Source organism: Microcoleus sp. AT8-B5, assembly GCF_036705565.1.
Lineage (GTDB): Bacteria > Cyanobacteriota > Cyanobacteriia > Cyanobacteriales > Microcoleaceae > Microcoleus.
In genome coordinates, this window is sequence record NZ_JAUBUY010000044.1 from 1 (window position 1) to 16,059 (window position 16,059).

The following is a 16,059-nucleotide window of genomic DNA, read 5'->3' on the forward strand; positions in this document are numbered from 1 at the left end:
TAGAAGTGCAAGCCGATCGCGTTAGATGAAGGAACAACAGCACCTGTGATGATGTTGTTACCGTACATCAAGGAACCTGCTACTGGTTCGCGGATGCCGTCGATGTCCACTGGAGGGGCAGCGATGAAGGCGATGATGTAGCAAATGGTGGCGCTTAAGAGGGTAGGAATCATCAAGACTCCGAACCAACCTACATAAATGCGGTTGTCGGTGCTTGTGACCCACTCACAAAAGCGTTCCCAGACGTTGGCGCTTTCGCGCTGCTGTAAGGTTGTTGTCATGGTTTTATGATTGCTGTATTTGGTTGTCAATGTTCGGATGATGTTTATATTATTACGCCTATCGTTAAGGTTTGTAAAGGGGTTTAGCGACAGTTAAACTGATGAGGGTCATCAGGAAAGCTGATGAAAGGAGAGACAGGGGCGAAAAAAGTCGATCGCTAGACCGATCGAGATGACAGCTTAATTATGCGCGCACCAACTCCAACCGATATCGGTACAAAGCCACAGGATGCCCCCCAGCAGCAAAATAATCCGGGTCTTGCGGCGACAAATAAATCGCTGTCACCTGATCGGCCTCAATTCTTTTACTCGCAGAATCGCCATTTTTCCCGCCTCCAACAACTCGATAAGCCGTTGTTGTTTCCACCTCGTTTAAATAAATATCAGACTCTCCCCGAAAAATCTGCTGAGAAATCTCTGTAGACACAAACTCGCGAGGATTCGGCGTCTCAGTTCCCCGACTGGTAACAATCGAAATTAATTGGCGTTCCCCTTTCAAAACAGTAATTTGGCGGTTGGGATTGGTCGGATCGACTTTCACCGAAAGTACGCCACCATCGCCTAAATAAGCCTTAGCAATATTCAAACCGTTAAAAGTGCGATCGGCTACAATCTTTTGAGCCTTTTTCAATGTATAATTAGAAATTAACCCAAGATTTTTTTCAGGTTGAAATCGCACTTTAAATAATACCGGCTGCTGCAAATACTGGCGGTTGCTTTCAAACCCTGGCGTGACAATATTTGGCGCTAAAGGAGCGGCTAAATCTACCAAAGTGCTAGAAACATTCCAATTCCCCGCCATCCAGTCGGAATATACCAAATCTCCCTTAGCTACAGCGATAGAAGGCTTGCTTTCCCAATTGGGAAAACTTGATATGCGATCGCCCAAAACCCCTGCCCTCGCACCACCACCCCACAGCAACACCAGCAAAACCAAACAAAAACTCCAAAATACCTTCATACCTAATTACATTCAAAAAACTAACCTTCTGTCTCTCTTTCTCTTCTTTATCTCTTCTCTGCGTTCTCTGCGCCCTCTGCGGTTCATTAATTCACAAATTAGACAACAAACGACTTAAACATCATATTTTCTACCATTCTTAGAAACACGCATCCTGCCTGTTGCACAAAAATAAATGTTCGGCTTGTGGGAGTAGAGGGTGGGCATCCTACCCGCCCCCAATATGCAATTCAAAGGTGGAAAAGCCGATTTTTTAAAGCGCCTCAACAGGTGCAGGTTCCCAAACCTCCCCGTATTTTTCCTTCAACTCGTGCCAATTTTCCACCTGTCCTGGTTCGTATTCCCCCGGCTTTCCCCACTGCAAAAACGCGCTCAAAGCAGCCTCATTTTGTTCGTCCAGAAAACGGATTGCATAAGTAGTGAAATTGCCTCTTTTTGCCTCACCAGTTTCAAACTTCACCTGTTTTATTTTGTCCATATTTAGGTGAAACTCAAATATTTCGGCGTGCATATTGGCATACTTTCCCTTCGGCAACTCCGCATAAAACAGCTTGTGAATTGAACCGCGCACTTCCAGCACAGCCGCGCTGCTAGTCACGATTAAACGCAGCGTGCCCAATTGTTCGCAAGCTTCCAAGAATTCTTTCAGATTAGGCATAATTTAATTGGGGAATTGGGTATTGGGAATTGGGCATTGGGCCGAAGAGCCTTGGGCATTGATTATTGGTAATTAAAAACAACAATAACTAACAACCAACAACTACTGACTAATGACTAATGACTATGTTTCGTGCAGTTCGTAAGCAGCGACAATCCGCTGCACTAGAGGATGTCGCACCACATCCGCCTGAGAGAATTCGCAGAAAGCAATGCCCTCAACGTTGCGTAGAATGTTTTGGGCGACTGACAATCCCGACTGTTGGTTTGGCGGCAAATCTGTTTGAGTGATATCCCCCGTTACTACCATTCTCGATCGAAAGCCCAGACGAGTCAACACCATTTTCATCTGAGCCGGCGTCGTATTTTGAGCTTCGTCCAAAATTACGAAAGCATTGCTGAGAGTGCGCCCCCGCATATAAGCTAAAGGAGCTACTTCGATCAAGCCTCTTTCCATTAAATCGGCCATTTTTTCAGGGTCGATCATTTCTTGCAGGGCGTCGTAAAGCGGGCGCAAATATGGATCGACTTTTTGCTGCAAATCTCCGGGCAAAAACCCTAATTTTTCGCCAGCTTCCACCGCTGGCCTGGTTAAAATCAGCCGTTCGTACTGCTTGCTCAACAGCGCTTGCACGGCGAAAATAGCAGCTAGAAATGTTTTGCCAGTACCAGCGGGGCCAATGCAAAATGTCAGGTCGTGCGTGCGTACTGCTTGGACGTATTGCCGCTGCTTGAAGGTTTTGGCTCTAATTTCTTCGCCGCGACGGGTTCTGGCGAGAACGTCTCGCTGCAAGTCTTGTAAATCGCCTTGGCGGTTGCTATCCAAAGCTTGGCGCGCCGTCTGGATTTCAACTCCGGTAATATTTTTGCCGGATTTCCAATAGTCGGAGAGCGATCGCACTAATTTATGACACAATTCTACTTGACTTTTTGTGCCAGAAATCAGCAGTTCTTGCCCTCGCATTACCAGGGTAGCACCGGTTTGCTTAGAGATCATTTTCAGGTTTTCTTCTTGATTACCGGCCAGCGACATTGCACTTTGGGTGCTCGGTAACTCTATTGTTAGTTTTTCATTCATGCCAACATAATCTCCTCCAAATAAGCAATTAAAAGTTAACAACTAAACGTTCAACCAGTCACTATTTGCGAACAAAAAGACGCCCCTTACTAGATTTTACCTAGTATCTAAGGCGTCTTTTAGATTTAGCTCCCAAATGAGTTTGGTGCTTGAGGCACAAATCAAATCTCCCTTCTATTAAGTCAGGCAATTTTAGATTTTAGATTTGAAATTTTAGATTTTAGATTAACCTGATGCCGCTGACATTTGAAATTTAAAATTTTACATTTGTTTCCGATCGCAAAACCGGCAATTTCCAACCAAACGGGGCTTGTAATACAAACTCTACAACAGGCAATCTAAAATCTAAAATTCTTTCTGGGTTCTGCAGTTAGTTAATAACCGGGAGTATTTCTGCTCGTTCTAAACGTAGGTGTGTTAGTACGGCGAGGTTGTTCTCTCGGAGTTCTGCTAGCCAAGGGACTCGGCGACGGAGGTGGCGTCCGGGGTCGGAAGTCGCCTCGCGGCTCCCGCGAGCCACGATCTGGGCGGTCGCGATCTGGGCGATCGCGATCCGGGCGATCCCGATCGCCCCTAGGCGGGCCAGATCCACGATCGCCCGCTTCGCCATCGTATATATCTAAGTAGAGGGACTGACCAGCCGTCTGCGCCACCGCTTCGAGCGTAGTTCTAATCGCCTGAATATTGCGTCCGCCCCTACCGTAAACCCGGCCTTTGTCGGGATCTTCAAAAGCCAGCCTAACCCAGACCCGCGATTGGCGCGGGTGCAGTTCGCAATCAACCCGCAAAGAGCCGGGGGTCTCTAAAAAAGGCCCAATTAAAAACTTAACCAGTCCAGCATAGTTGGGACTAGCTGACTGTTGCTGTGCTGGATTCAACGTTAGCTCCGGCTCCGACTTGTTCAAATACATGGGCTTTTCTCAGGATGTCACGCACGGTGTCAGTTGGCTGAGCGCCTTCTTGCAGGCGCTTGACAATCGCTGGAACATCCAGCCTGGTTTCGTTATTTCTGGGGTTGTAATAGCCGAGCTCTTCTAGGGGACGGCCGTCGCGGCGAGTAGAACTGTTCATCGCTACAATTCGGTAGCTGGTCTCGCGTTTTTTCCCGTATCTCTTCAATCGCAGTTTGATCATCTTCTTGCACAATAGTCTTGTTCCAATTCTAAGCTATTTTGTCAGTGCTCCTTCCCCGAACCCCAACTCAACCCCTATTTCTTAACCTCCGACCAAAATATCGCTACGATTTGCTGCCCCCAAGGCAGGTCTGGCGCCGTCAATGTGCGGTGTAATTGCTACTGGCAAAATCGATGCAGTTCCCCACTGCTGCACCAATTTTTGCAAAAATATATCTTGCTGTGCTCTCAAAGAGTCCCAATCGGTGCCGCGATTAATAATTGCAAACCAAACTAAACCTCGATCGCGCGTGGGTATGGCTCCCGCCAAAGCAATCACCGTGTCCAAAGTACCAGTTTTCACCACAGCCGATCGCGGAATGTGTCGGTATTCCAAAGTTCCTTTATCGCGCCCGGACACCGGAAACAAGTCAGCAACTGTCAGCCCAGTCGTCTGAAGGTTGCGCGCGATCGCCTGCATCATCCCACAAGCCGCCCTCGGAGACATCTGATTTTCCACTCCCAATCCCGAACCGTTAACTAATTGAAGTTCCTCCTCCGGCACCCCCGCGGCCCAAGTCGCTTGCTGCTGCACTATTTTTGCCCCGCCCAAATCGTCGGCCAGCATCTGAGCTATTTCATTATCGCTGTGGACGTTCATCTGCTTGAGAATTTCGGCTAAAGGAAGCGATCGGCGCTTCAGCAGCAAACGCCCCGAAGTCACAAATTTCTCAGCAATGACGCTGCCGGCAACCGTTACTTGCGGCTTTCTAGTTCCCGGAGCCATCTTAGAATACATTGCCACCACGTCCGCAGGCCAATTACTACCCTCAAGAGCTTGCCGCAGTATCTCCCCCGCCACCAAAGGATCGGACTGATAATTCATGCGGAAATTGCCTGTCACCACCAAATTCCCCGCCACACGATTGATACCCATTTGATTGAGAGCATTGCCCACGGCGATCGCCTCCTCCCACACAAACAGCGGATCGCCCCCGCCGCTGACCACCAAATCCCCCTGCAACACCCCATTCCTAATCGGCCCCGTTCCCCGGAACCGCGTTTCAAACTGATAATCCGGGCCCCAAGTCTCCAGCGACGCTAGAGAAGTCGCAATCTTAGTCAGCGAAGCCCCAGGCATCAGCGTCTTGCCCTGCTGACTTACCAGCGGCATCATTCCCGCTTGCACCCAAATTCCCTGATTGCCCTCAATCAAGTTCTTGTCTTTCAACTCTTTCAAATATTCCCGCACCGTCGCTTCTGCTGGCAAGTCGGGATTTGCCGCATTTATTCGCCCAAAAGCCAAATCTTCGGCCACCACTAACCCGGGTATCCCTCCCCGCCAAGCCAGCACTGACGCAGCATTAGGCGCGGCACTGCCTACTCCAGCCATGTCCAGCCACAGAGACATCATCCCTGAGCTAAATAAATCCAGCATTTTTTACTCCTAAAGTCAATCGATATTAGATTTTAGATTTGAGATTAAAGAATTGAAGAAAGCGCTCCCACTGATAAATCCGGGGGCAAGTGATGAGGATGGGGAGCTTTTTTTTCGCTCCACGGATGAATCCGGGGTTTCCGGACTAAAGTGCTTGCGGTCATGTAAACTATTTCATTGATTTTTTCAATTTGCAGTCAAAAATAGTAAAGTAGTGACAAAACAAGTTCTATCAGAGTCGGACTTAAGTGCCAAATAGTTTGCTAAACTTATCTACAGTTGATTGCCGAGAAGAAGTTCCATGTTTGCCGTCAAGCGAGCGCTCAAATTGAATAACAGCGAAGCGACCTTGATGGCAAAACACGCAGGATTTAGGCGAGTTGTTTTCAATTTAGGATTGAGCCTGCGAGTCCAAATGTACGGTGAGGGCAATTTTTCTGACTCAAAGGTTATCGGCGAAGTCAAGAAAGTTCTTACCAACCACGTCAAGAAACAACCTGAATGCGCTTGGATGAACCAGTTGTCTTCTCGTGTTTACCAAAACGCTTTGATTGACTTGAAAGAAGCGTTCAGTCGGTATCGTTTGGGGAAAGCCGGCCATCCGAAATTTGCCAGCCGCCGAGACGGGCAATCATTCACGGTTGATTCTTCTAATGGCAAAGTTTTGCTAAGTGCTGGTAACACCATCAAGATTCCTACTTTGGGGACTTTTCGGCCGCGCGTGCCACTCCCGTGTGGATTTGCATCTCAAACTTTTACCATTTCAAAAGAAGGAAATCGCTGGTTCGTCTCTTTCTGTGTTGATGCCCAACGCCTGCCAATTCAACAGCCTGATAGTTCTGTAGGAATTGATGTAGGTGTCAAATATGCGGCCACCCTGTCAAACAGTCAAGTGTTTGATGCGCCAAAACCGCTCAAGCAAGCGAAAACCAAGCTTGCTACTTTACAGCGCAAGGCGTCAAGACAAATAAAAGGTTCTCGCAACCAACGCAAAACTTACAACAAGATCGGCAGACTCCACGCACGGATAGCCTGCATTCGTAAAGACTTCCTTCACAAGTTGACGACTTATTTAGCGAAAACTTTCAAGTTAATTAAGATAGAAGACTTGAATGTTAAAGGATTGCTGGCAAATCACAAGTTGGCAGGGGCAATATCCGACTTAGGGTTTTACGAATTCAGGCGACAGCTAGAGTATAAGTGCAAAATGTATGGAGCAAGCTTAGTGCTGGTAGATCGATGGTTCCCCAGTTCTAAGATTTGTGCCAATTGCGGGCATAAAAAAGATATGCCTTTGCAAGTGAGGACTTATGATTGTCCTGCTTGCGGCGTGTCAATAGATCGCGATTTGAATGCTAGCTTGAATATTTTGAATTGGGAACCCAAGGCTATTGGGGGATAGCCTGCTTATCTTGGGATGGCCGACCACCCAACAGCGCAGGAAGTGAGTTCTGAATTGCGACTAAAGATGGCTTTAGTCAAGTTTGGGTAAGTTTTACGAAGCAGCGCATTGAAGTACCCTAGTATGGAGCAATCCCAGCAACGGACAGATCCAACTTGATTTGGAATAGTTAAAGGGCAAATAATGGCAGGGTATGGAGCGTTCAAACTTAAACATAGGAAGGACTCAGAAAGTATACGCAATCTCAGCTTTAAGCTGTTTGAGTGAGTAGAGGGATACTTGAATGTCCCGTTGTCGCCTTGATTGGTGGGCAAGAATCCCCCGGCTTTAGACGTGGGGAGGTTCAATTCCTGGTAGAATTTTTAGTGTTTCTCAAACATTGGTCAATGGGATCGACACGCGCAAGAATTGCAATAGACGCTATGGGTGGGGATCATGCCCCCGCCGAAGTTGTAGCTGGAGCGCTTAAGGCACAAGAAGAATTAGGCGTAGAGATTTTGCTTGTGGGCGACCCACAGCAAATAGAAGACTCGCTCCGGCAACAAGACGCGATCGGCCGCGTCTGTACAGGTCAGCTAGAAATCGTTCCTTCTGAAGGAGCGGTGGAAATGCACGAAGAACCTTTGAGTGCCCTCAAACGCAAGCCCAACGCTTCGATTAACGTAGCGATGAACTTGGTAAAGCAGCAGCAAGCTGATGCTGTGGTGTCCGCCGGTCACTCCGGCGCGGCAATGGCTGCTGCCCTGCTCAGATTGGGCCGGCTCCCCGGAATCGATCGCCCTGCGATCGGTGCGGTTTTGCCGACAATGATACCGGGCAGCTCTGTACTTATTCTCGATGTTGGCGCTAATGTGGACTGCCGCCCCAAATTTTTGGAGCAGTTCGCTCTTATGGGAACTATTTACAGCCAGTGCGTTCTCGGCGTCGCCGAACCTAAAATCGGCCTGCTCAACATTGGCGAAGAACCTTCTAAAGGCAACGACGCCGCAGTGCGAACTCACCAGTTATTGGTGGACAACCCGAACATTCCTTTTGTGGGCAATGCCGAAGGCCGCGACGTGCTGTCGGGGAAATTCGACGTGATTGTCTGCGACGGGTTTGTCGGCAACGTGTTGTTGAAGTTTGCGGAAGCAGTGGGCGAAGTCGTAGTCCAGGTGCTTAAGGAAGAGTTGGTCAAAGGACTCCAACATCAAATTAACGACCCTATGCTGCAAAAAAGCTTGCAAGGATTCAAGCAGCGGGTAGACCACGTTGAACACGGCGGCGGTTTGCTGTTGGGCGTTGCTGGAGTTTGCATTATCAGCCACGGTTCGTCTCAAGCTGCTTCAATTTTCAATGCCATTCGTTTGGCGAAGGAGGCTGTTGACAACCAAGTGCTGGAGCGAATTCGATCGTCCAATAACCAAAGCGCTCTGGAACAAGAAGCTGTGAACTAGAGGCAGTAAGTAGGAATTAAAAATTAAAAATGTAAAATTAAAAATGTCAGCTTAAACCAACTGTTTTGCTTAAAAAAAAGTAATTTCAGCAGTTTAAAAAATAATTTTAATTGGTAGTTTTTAATTTTTAATTTCTCTATCGAACAGCGAGTAAATGGAGAGGAATGTTGCAGCAATCAGGGTTCGGAATTGCCGTCACGGGTAGCGGTTCTTGTACACCGCAGGTTTCGCTGGATAATAACGGTTTGAGTCAGATAGTAGAAACGAATGACGAGTGGATTGGCGCGCGGACGGGTATTCGCTCCCGCAGGCTGGCGGACGATCGCACTTCTTTGTGCGATTTAGCCACAGAGGCATCTCAAAAGGCGATCGCCATGGCAGAAATTTCGCCGACAGATATCGATTTAATTATTTTGGCAACTTCCAGTCCTGACGATTTGTTTGGCACTGCCAGTAAAATTCAATATCAGTTGGGCGCGACAAAAGCTGTGGCTTTTGATTTGACAGCAGCTTGTTCGGGCTTTGTTTTTGGTTTAGTGACAGCCTCGCAGTTCATTCGCACAGGGGTGTATCAAAATGTTTTGCTAATCGGAGCAGATATTTTGTCTCGCTGGGTGAATTGGTCGGATCGGGGTACTTGCATTCTATTTGGAGACGGTGCAGGTGCGGTGGTATTACAAGCTTCAGAAGTCGATCGCTTTTTGGGATTTGAAATTCGCAGCGACGGCACACAAAATTCGTCTCTCAATTTGGCTTACAAAGCCGAGTCAAAAGAATTAATTGAGGGCGTCAGCGTCGGAGTTGGCGGATTTGAACCCATCACAATGAATGGTCAAGAAATCTATCGCTTTGCCGTGAGAAAAGTGCCGGAAGTCATAGAAAAAGCTATGTTTCGGGCAAATGTCAACGTCGCCGAAATTGACTGGCTGTTGTTGCACCAAGCCAATCAGCGGATTCTTGATGCAGTTGCCCAAAGGCTAAAGATTCCCCCCGAAAAAGTAATCAGCAATTTGGCGAATTACGGCAATACCTCAGCGGCTTCAATTCCCCTTGCCTTAGACGAAGCCGTGCGTATGGGTAAAGTTAAAGCGGGCGATACTATTGCTGCTGCTGGTTTCGGTGCAGGTTTGACTTGGGGGGCTGCGATTTTTCAATGGGGAAGGTAAAGCGATTTTCGATTTTCGATTGGCGATTTTCGATTGGGGAATCATGGTAATACCATTTTTGATTTTCGATTGGCGATTTTCGATTTTAGATGGGGAATTACTGAGGAACTATGGGTTTGGAGCTGGTAAAGCAGTTTCATTCTTTTTGGGAACTGGTATAATGTTTGGCGGCTTTAAACTTTGGCTAATGATTGTGGGGAGTGCGACCGTTGCATAATACAAATCCTTTAACAAGCCATACATAGGGCAAGGGGCGCAGCCGTACTCCCTCGGGACAGGAGTTCTTGACAAGCCCGCCCTGAGATTGAAAATCCTCTATTCTTCGATCGACTTTCCCCGGCTTGAAGGTTAAAAATTTTGTTACGGCTATTAATTAAATTAAAGTAGCAAAAAAAATATAAACCTGGTTAAAATCGCAATTATATGTTATAGTTGTGAGTCGCGAGTAGATAGTTCGTTAACCGAAAGATAGCGGATACCAGCGAGCGAAGTTAGAAGCGGGAAAGAAATAATTTTTGCAATCACCAATTAGCAACCACCAATTAGCAGATTACCGGAAAAATGACTAAAACAGCATGGGTATTTCCCGGACAAGGTTCCCAGGCGATCGGGATGGGTGCAGACTTATTAAACTTGCCAACAGCCAAAGCCAAATTTGAGCTCGCTAAAGAAATTTTAGGCTGGTCTGTCCCGGAAGTTTGCCAAAAAGAAGAAGCAAAACTATCTCGGACGCTCTACACTCAGCCTTGCTTGTTCGTAGTAGAAAGTATTTTGGCCGACTTAGTGCGAGAAAAAAGCGATCGACCAGCGGTAGTTGCCGGTCACAGTTTAGGAGAATACGTTGCCCTCTACGCAGCAGGCGTCTTTGACTTTGAAACCGGATTGCGCTTAGTCAAACGCCGCGCCGAACTCATGGACACTGCCTCCGGCGGTCAAATGGTGGCTTTGATCGGGTTCGACAGGCAGGAACTAGAACTGCAAATTCAATACAGCCGAGACGTAGTGCTGGCAAACGACAACAGCGAAGCACAAGTCGTGATTTCTGGAACGCCCGCAGCAGTAGAAGATTTGCTTGCCAAAATCAAAGTCAAACGCGCCGTTAAATTGAATGTTTCCGGTGCATTTCACTCTCCCCTGATGGCCGGAGTGGCAGCAGAGTTTCAACTAGCCTTAAAGTCTGCAAGGTTTTCCGATGCTAAAATGCTGGTGCTCTCGAACTCAGAACCGTCAGCCACTACCAGCGCAGCCACTTTAAAGCAGCGGTTGACTCAGCAGATGACCAAAGGCGTGCGCTGGCGAGAAATTTCCATGCAATTGCCCCAACAAGGAATCGATCGCGTAGTAGAAATTGGCCCCGGCAAAGTTCTCACAGGTTTGATCAAACGGACTTGTCCCGATTTAGCGCTGGTAAATGTGAGCAGTTTTGCAGATTTGCCCGCTTAATCTATTTTTAGCTAAACAGACGGGAATCCCCACACTATACCGAGCGAAGGTTAGTGTGGGATGAAAGGCGCGCAAGACTCCTGATTGCACCCGTTCATAACCTCAAAGCTATGCTTGCGATCTCATTTCCGGTAACACTCATACATGATGTTGACGGTTGACGGTTGACGGTTGACAGTCAACGCTGTCAACCGTCAACCGTCAAAGCCGTGAACTCGAATTTACTATTCCGATGCTAACGGATTTGATATGAGGTTATGAACGGGTGGATGACGACATCAAAGCACAAGAAGTCTCTTTATTCAGCAGGTCTATCTTGCTCATTAATGTATTTTTTCAATTGTTCAACAGTCACGCCACCACATGATATAATTTCCCGTAACACTCATACATGATATTGACTGTTGACCACGAATTTCAAAGGTGGTATCCGCCACGTGATTTATCCGTGGAATCAATCCCAAATCGCAAATCGAAAATCCTCAAGCCCCCCGCATTTATCTCGCGCAAGTCAATTCTTTAATCTAAAATCTAAAATCTAAAATCGATTGACGGTTGACAGTCAACGCCGTGAACAGTGAACTCGAATTTACTATTCCGATGCTAAAGGATTTGATATGAAGCGATGAAATAGCCATTTGTCCATAACACATCCTTCCAATAAAATTGGTTGATTTCAGGAGCGAAATATGTTCTCAAGTACCGACTAGACAAGGTTTTTAAATTGTTAATCAATTTACTTGGTTCGGTCTGTGCAGTGTACTGTAACAACAAATGAACACGATCGCTTTCCCCATTGAATTCTACCAGCCTTCCCTGTCATTTTTCCATCAAATCCCTAAATATCGCCTCAAGTCTTGTCAGCATTGGGTCTGGAAGCTTACAAAACCGATATGCAAAATATGAAAGATATGGCCGAGATTAACGAAGCCCTCTGAGCCATATCCAAAGTCAACAACGACCTCAGTATCGATTCAGCTCGATCGCAATTTGAGCAAGCCAAAAACGCCGTCCACGGCCGCAACCTCAAACAGCAAGCTTTAGCAGAAATATCTGAGAACCCCCAAGAAAGACTTCAGGCAGAATTAGAAAATATGACCTTAGACGATGAAGTTAATCGCAGGCTACAAATGTTAGACGACTCCAACAACAAAGAACTTCCCAGCTAAGGACAATTTTATGGCTAAGAGCGGGCCTCCCCCCATAGTTTTTATCCTGTTATTTCTCTTGCTAGCCGGTGGCGGCTGGTTCTTTTTTCTCAACAAACCAGCGTCGCAAGATGTTAGTAACAATCCCCCCACTCCCACACCCGCAGGCGATGTCGTCCCACTTCCCGTCGCGCCAGTAGTCGGCGGTGCTTCTTCGCCTGTTGCAGCTAGTTCCTTTGCACTTCCAGCTTCTGTTCCTGCGGGTACGACTGTCAGGATTCAAGGTTCTACCAGTATGGTGACAATCAACCTCAATCTTAAGAATGGCTTTCAAGCCAAGTTTCCTGGCACTAGAGTTGATTCCAAAGCTAACGGTTCTGCAAAGGGAATTCAAGATTTGGTGGCAGGAACAGCCGATATTGCTGCGGTATCGCAGCCTTTGACGGCTCAACAACAAGGTCAGGGTTTGGCAGCGGTGCCTGTTGCCCTAGATACGATCGCCCTTGTAGTCGGCATTAACAACCCCTTCAAAGGAGGTTTAACCTCGGCTCAAGTTCAAGATATTTTTAAGGGAAATACTCAAGACTGGTCGAAAGTCGGCGGCCCGGCGGGCCCGATGAAAGTAATTAACAGACCCGCAGTTAGTGGCACTCACCAAACGTTTAAAGAACAAGTGCTCGGAGGTGGCGAGTTTGGCACGACGGCAAATATTACCACGCTCGATCGAGATGCGACAACTCCTCTGCTGCAAGCTTTAGGCAATAACGGTATTGGCTATGCGACTTTCGCTCAAGTAGCCAATCAGAGAACAGTGCGCGTTGTTCCCGTCAACGGTGCGACGCCGGATGCGGGTAACTATCCTTACAAGCGGCAGTTATACTACGCCTACAAAAATCCTCCTAGCCAAACAGTTAAGGATTTCTTGGGCTACGCGACTGCTTCGGAAGGACAAAAAGCTATGCTGGCCGGAAATTGAGCCTTTGCAAAGAATTCGCCAGAATAAATTCGGGCGCTACAGAAGCTTGCAAAGCGGTTTCAACCGCCAAACCATCTAACAGCACGACACGCATAAACACGGATACAGTGATGATAGTCAACTTAGCCAATTAGCTAAACAGTCCGATCGCTCGACCTATCCGTGTATCCGTGTCAAAATCCGTGTAGTGCTACTTTTTTGATTGCTGAACTGATAGGCTAATATTCGATGTAATTTAAAATTTAAGGTTTTTCTGTGAGCAAAAGTCGCGAACCAGTCGAAAGTTTACTTCTCTACTATTTATTCAAATGGTCAATTGTCAGCCCGATGCTGCACCTTTACTTTCGGGGCCGCATCTACGGTGCAGAAAATGTTCCGACAGAAGGGCCTGTGGTAGTAGTCAGCAATCACGCCAGCGATTTTGACCCGCCGATTTTGTCTAATTGCATGAGGCGACCGGTCGCATTTATGGCAAAGGAAGAGTTATTTAAAGTTCCTATTTTGAAGCAGGCAATTACGCTTTACGGTGCTTATCCAGTCAAGCGGGAAAGTGCCGATCGCAGTGCAATTCGCTCGGCGATCAACTCTTTGGAAAATGGCTGGGCGACGGGTGTATTTTTGCAGGGAACTCGCACGCCAGACGGCAGAATTACTGAACCGAAATTAGGTGCGGCGCTGATAGCTGCTAAGGCAAAAGCGCCGCTCTTACCTGTTAGTTTGTGGGGAACTCACGCGATTTCGTCGAAAGGTTCGGCAGTGCCGCGTCCGGTGCCGCTGACGGTGCGAATTGGCAAGCTAATTGAAGCGCCCGGTTCCTCGGATCGCGAGGAGTTGCAAGCGCTGACTCAAAGATGTGCGATCGAGATCAATGCGATGCACGATTTGGGGCGCTGATTTGCTTGGAGGATGTTTTGTATAACTTACGAAGAAAGCTGGTTTGATAGATAAAAAACATCGTTACAGGTTTGTAGTGAGAACGAAGACTCCTCGTTACAAACCTATTTTATTGCGATTGTACGATGCCTCTGACATAAGCAACAGCTAAGGGGGAAATTTTTTCTGTAACCGCTGCGATAACTTGGCGATCGAAGTCAGTCCAAACTCTGGGGCGATCGAACATACAAGGCTGCAAAACCCCCCACAATAAGCCGTCAGCACAAAGGTGAGCGTGGATCAAAGCTCGATGTCCGAACTCTTTGGCTTCAAAATCTTTGTTGACAACTTCAGGATTCGCTGTTTCAACATCCTCAACAAAAATCGACGGTTCAGTTCGCAAAGCTGCTGCAAACAAAGGGTCTTCTTCCCCTAAAGATTCGGGTTCTTTTTTCCATTCCGCGTCGCCAATCTCAGGAAAGTTCGAGTTACGACGCCAGCAGTAAGGTACTCTGCCTCTTTGCGTTTCAGGATTGCGGAGGTAGAGAAAGACCCGATCGCAATTTAACACCTCGCCTAAAGCCGGCACCAAAGCCGAAAAAACAGCATCCGGCGTTTTGCTGTCACTCAAAATTTGCTCCAGAACTTGCGGCAGAATTTGGTCGGTCATTAACTTTAGCTTTTGAATTTCATCTATTAATTTTAAACTACTCCTTCTCTTCTCTTCTCTTCTTTTACGCATTTGTCATCAGTGTCTTCGCGTTTCGTTAAATCGCTAGAGGAGACAAGTTTTAAAACCAGAGGGAATGGAAAAAATTTAAAACTTGCTCAATGCTTTCCTTTGTTTATTCCATTCTGGCTGGGCTGAAGTTAGCACCCGTATAACCGGTTGTCAGCCAAAGAATAGCCCTAGCGCCGTCGCGAACAGCTTTTTGCATCGGTTCGGGGGTTCGCCCAGACGGAACTGCCACAGGCTTAAAGGTAATGCCTCGACTACCGAGTACGATTTCGCCGATAATCTGAGCTCGCCGCATATGATCGTCAGAAGTGATCAGATACACGCTCTCAATCCCTCTAGCTTTCAATTCATCTACCAGGGTGGTAAAATTTGTTACCGTATCCACCGCTCTGTAGTCTAAGTGCAGGCGATCGGACTCAATTCCCGCTTCTGAAAATACCCATTCCGCGAACTCAGGATTGCTCCCAGACGACACCCAAATCGGCAATTCAGGGTGATCCTGAGCAAATTTGGCGGCAAACACCTCTCGCTCAGTAGCCCCACCTAGAACTAACAAAGCTTGGGGTCTCTGAAATTCGCTCTTAACCTGCTGATAGCCCAACCAACACGCCATCAAAAGTCCTACTAGGAACCAAAAACTGCGTGAAGTGTTCAAACGCTTGTAACGCTGCGTGTTTGAATTGATTCTTAACCACATCTAAACCTATAAAAATTTTATGTAACTGACAAAGGAACCATAACAAAAAATACCGCACCTATAGCCCACTAACAGGAATTAAAAATTAAAAATTAAAAAAGGGTCGGCGGATCATAGGATTTTAGATTTTAGATTTTAGATTTTAGATTTTAGATTTTAGATTTTAGATTTTAGATTGACTCTACGCTTGTGGTGCGGCTTCAATGGGGGATTTTAGATTTTAGCTTTCAGATTTTATACCAATCGCCTTGGCGGTTGGTATAAAATCTGGGAGCCAATTCCTTAGCGGATATGCAAAAAAGAGGGGCAAAACTTAAGCTTTCCCCTCCTGCTGTTAATTTTTCTTGATTTTTAACGGGACTGGCCGGGTTCGAACCGGCGACCTAGCGCTTCAGATTTGTGTGAGTTTCCCCACTCTCTGGACTATACCTTCACCATATGCTTGCAGCTTTTAGGTGGTGACCGTCTAGTCTCTAAACCTTCCTGATTTCCATATAGGCGATTGTTTAATCGCCCTGAACTCAGGCTTGGCTTGGTATTGCCTTAGAGTCATAGGAACCCATAAACTCTTTAGGTTTCACCAAATTTGACCACATTCACTCCTAGAGTTTCCTCGCAGGGTGCCCGATTCTTCAGGAGGCGCTTGCTCTAT

Annotated in this window: 16 protein-coding genes and 1 pseudogene; 6 read left to right on the forward strand and 11 right to left on the reverse strand. The window is 47.0% G+C overall.

Translation table 11 applies throughout. The features are described from left to right. The 7 genes and pseudogenes from QUB39_RS23605 to QUB39_RS23635 form a co-directional block, all read right to left on the reverse strand. A pseudogene (locus QUB39_RS23605) lies at nucleotides 1-281 on the reverse strand (photosystem II q(b) protein); the annotation flags it as partial. Between the two features lie 184 nt (nucleotides 282-465). Next, the gene (locus tag QUB39_RS23610; protein WP_333211473.1) at nucleotides 466-1,242 is read right to left on the reverse strand and encodes a DUF6816 family protein; all 777 of its coding nucleotides are present in this window, start codon (nucleotides 1,240-1,242) and stop codon (nucleotides 466-468) included. A gap of 253 nt (nucleotides 1,243-1,495) precedes the next feature. Then, nucleotides 1,496-1,900 carry a ChuX/HutX family heme-like substrate-binding protein gene (locus tag QUB39_RS23615; RefSeq protein WP_333057403.1) on the reverse strand — a complete coding sequence of 135 codons (405 nt, stop codon included), beginning with the start codon at nucleotides 1,898-1,900 and terminating at the stop codon, nucleotides 1,496-1,498. A gap of 123 nt (nucleotides 1,901-2,023) precedes the next feature. After that, nucleotides 2,024-2,977 (reverse strand): PhoH family protein, encoded by a 954-nt coding sequence (locus QUB39_RS23620; protein ID WP_333057402.1) that lies wholly within the window; start codon nucleotides 2,975-2,977, stop codon nucleotides 2,024-2,026. 374 nt (nucleotides 2,978-3,351) lie between these two features. Next, nucleotides 3,352-3,855, reverse strand: coding sequence for a KH domain-containing protein (locus QUB39_RS23625; RefSeq protein WP_333057401.1), 504 nt, complete (start codon nucleotides 3,853-3,855; stop codon nucleotides 3,352-3,354). Beyond that, nucleotides 3,827-4,111 (reverse strand): 30S ribosomal protein S16, encoded by a 285-nt coding sequence (gene rpsP, locus QUB39_RS23630; protein WP_006633724.1) that lies wholly within the window; start codon nucleotides 4,109-4,111, stop codon nucleotides 3,827-3,829. Before rpsP ends, QUB39_RS23625 begins: the two co-directional genes overlap by 29 nt. A gap of 81 nt (nucleotides 4,112-4,192) precedes the next feature. Beyond that, nucleotides 4,193-5,527: a D-alanyl-D-alanine carboxypeptidase gene (locus QUB39_RS23635; protein ID WP_333211471.1), complete on the reverse strand. Its 1,335-nt coding sequence runs from the start codon at nucleotides 5,525-5,527 to the stop codon at nucleotides 4,193-4,195. Between the two features lie 301 nt (nucleotides 5,528-5,828). On the opposite strand from QUB39_RS23635, the gene QUB39_RS23640 reads away from it, so the two are divergent. The 4 genes from QUB39_RS23640 to fabD all read left to right on the forward strand — a co-directional run bounded on the left by QUB39_RS23640 (nucleotide 5,829) and on the right by fabD (nucleotide 10,974). Then, a complete protein-coding gene (locus tag QUB39_RS23640; protein ID WP_333211469.1) occupies nucleotides 5,829-6,929 on the forward strand; it encodes an RNA-guided endonuclease TnpB family protein in 1,101 nt (366 codons plus the stop codon). Between the two features lie 386 nt (nucleotides 6,930-7,315). After that, complete coding sequence (plsX, locus tag QUB39_RS23645) at nucleotides 7,316-8,365, forward strand: phosphate acyltransferase PlsX (protein WP_333057397.1); 1,050 nt, start codon at nucleotides 7,316-7,318, stop codon at nucleotides 8,363-8,365. Nucleotides 8,366-8,529: 164 nt separating this feature from the next. Continuing rightward, nucleotides 8,530-9,531 carry a beta-ketoacyl-ACP synthase III gene (locus QUB39_RS23650; RefSeq protein WP_333263537.1) on the forward strand — a complete coding sequence of 334 codons (1,002 nt, stop codon included), beginning with the start codon at nucleotides 8,530-8,532 and terminating at the stop codon, nucleotides 9,529-9,531. Nucleotides 9,532-10,092: 561 nt separating this feature from the next. Then, on the forward strand, nucleotides 10,093-10,974 hold the full coding sequence (gene fabD / locus QUB39_RS23655; RefSeq protein ID WP_333057395.1) for an ACP S-malonyltransferase: 882 nt from the start codon (nucleotides 10,093-10,095) through the stop codon (nucleotides 10,972-10,974). A 603-nt stretch (nucleotides 10,975-11,577) separates the two neighbouring features. Here fabD and QUB39_RS23660 read toward each other — a convergent pair. Continuing rightward, on the reverse strand, nucleotides 11,578-11,784 hold the full coding sequence (locus tag QUB39_RS23660; protein WP_445243118.1) for a transposase: 207 nt from the start codon (nucleotides 11,782-11,784) through the stop codon (nucleotides 11,578-11,580). 369 nt (nucleotides 11,785-12,153) lie between these two features. Here QUB39_RS23660 and QUB39_RS23665 point away from each other — a divergent pair, with 369 nt between their 5' ends. Beyond that, nucleotides 12,154-13,098 (forward strand): phosphate ABC transporter substrate-binding protein, encoded by a 945-nt coding sequence (locus QUB39_RS23665; protein ID WP_333057394.1) that lies wholly within the window; start codon nucleotides 12,154-12,156, stop codon nucleotides 13,096-13,098. Here the strand turns inward: QUB39_RS23665 and QUB39_RS23670 are convergent. Then, the gene (locus tag QUB39_RS23670) at nucleotides 13,079-13,219 is read right to left on the reverse strand and encodes a hypothetical protein (RefSeq protein ID WP_333057392.1); all 141 of its coding nucleotides are present in this window, start codon (nucleotides 13,217-13,219) and stop codon (nucleotides 13,079-13,081) included. The genes QUB39_RS23665 and QUB39_RS23670 overlap by 20 nt on opposite strands. A gap of 134 nt (nucleotides 13,220-13,353) precedes the next feature. Between QUB39_RS23670 and QUB39_RS23675 the strand changes: the two genes are divergently transcribed. Continuing rightward, complete coding sequence (locus QUB39_RS23675) at nucleotides 13,354-13,992, forward strand: lysophospholipid acyltransferase family protein (protein ID WP_333039474.1); 639 nt, start codon at nucleotides 13,354-13,356, stop codon at nucleotides 13,990-13,992. Nucleotides 13,993-14,101: 109 nt separating this feature from the next. Here QUB39_RS23675 and QUB39_RS23680 read toward each other — a convergent pair whose 3' ends face one another. Together QUB39_RS23680 and QUB39_RS23685 are read right to left on the reverse strand one after the other, a co-directional pair. Continuing rightward, on the reverse strand, nucleotides 14,102-14,641 hold the full coding sequence (locus tag QUB39_RS23680) for a GAF domain-containing protein (RefSeq protein ID WP_333057391.1): 540 nt from the start codon (nucleotides 14,639-14,641) through the stop codon (nucleotides 14,102-14,104). Between the two features lie 175 nt (nucleotides 14,642-14,816). Then, on the reverse strand, nucleotides 14,817-15,407 hold the full coding sequence (locus QUB39_RS23685) for a YdcF family protein (RefSeq protein WP_333057390.1): 591 nt from the start codon (nucleotides 15,405-15,407) through the stop codon (nucleotides 14,817-14,819). Between the last annotated feature and the right edge of the window lie 652 nt (nucleotides 15,408-16,059).

Bases quoted from the DNA above. Each gene is read 5' to 3' on its own strand.
- QUB39_RS23620 (WP_333057402.1), bottom strand. From the start codon at position 2,977: ATGAATGAAAAACTAACAATAGAGTTACCGAGCACCCAAAGTGCAATG.
- QUB39_RS23680 (WP_333057391.1), bottom strand. From the start codon at position 14,641: ATGACCGACCAAATTCTGCCGCAAGTTCTGGAGCAAATTTTGAGTGAC.
- QUB39_RS23685 (WP_333057390.1), bottom strand. From the start codon at position 15,407: ATGTGGTTAAGAATCAATTCAAACACGCAGCGTTACAAGCGTTTGAAC.
- QUB39_RS23640 (WP_333211469.1), top strand. From the start codon at position 5,829: ATGTTTGCCGTCAAGCGAGCGCTCAAATTGAATAACAGCGAAGCGACC.
- QUB39_RS23665 (WP_333057394.1), top strand. From the start codon at position 12,154: ATGGCTAAGAGCGGGCCTCCCCCCATAGTTTTTATCCTGTTATTTCTC.
- QUB39_RS23610 (WP_333211473.1), bottom strand. From the start codon at position 1,242: ATGAAGGTATTTTGGAGTTTTTGTTTGGTTTTGCTGGTGTTGCTGTGG.
- rpsP (WP_006633724.1), bottom strand. From the start codon at position 4,111: ATGATCAAACTGCGATTGAAGAGATACGGGAAAAAACGCGAGACCAGC.
- fabD (WP_333057395.1), top strand. From the start codon at position 10,093: ATGACTAAAACAGCATGGGTATTTCCCGGACAAGGTTCCCAGGCGATC.
- QUB39_RS23615 (WP_333057403.1), bottom strand. From the start codon at position 1,900: ATGCCTAATCTGAAAGAATTCTTGGAAGCTTGCGAACAATTGGGCACG.
- QUB39_RS23635 (WP_333211471.1), bottom strand. From the start codon at position 5,527: ATGCTGGATTTATTTAGCTCAGGGATGATGTCTCTGTGGCTGGACATG.
- plsX (WP_333057397.1), top strand. From the start codon at position 7,316: ATGGGATCGACACGCGCAAGAATTGCAATAGACGCTATGGGTGGGGAT.
- QUB39_RS23650 (WP_333263537.1), top strand. From the start codon at position 8,530: ATGTTGCAGCAATCAGGGTTCGGAATTGCCGTCACGGGTAGCGGTTCT.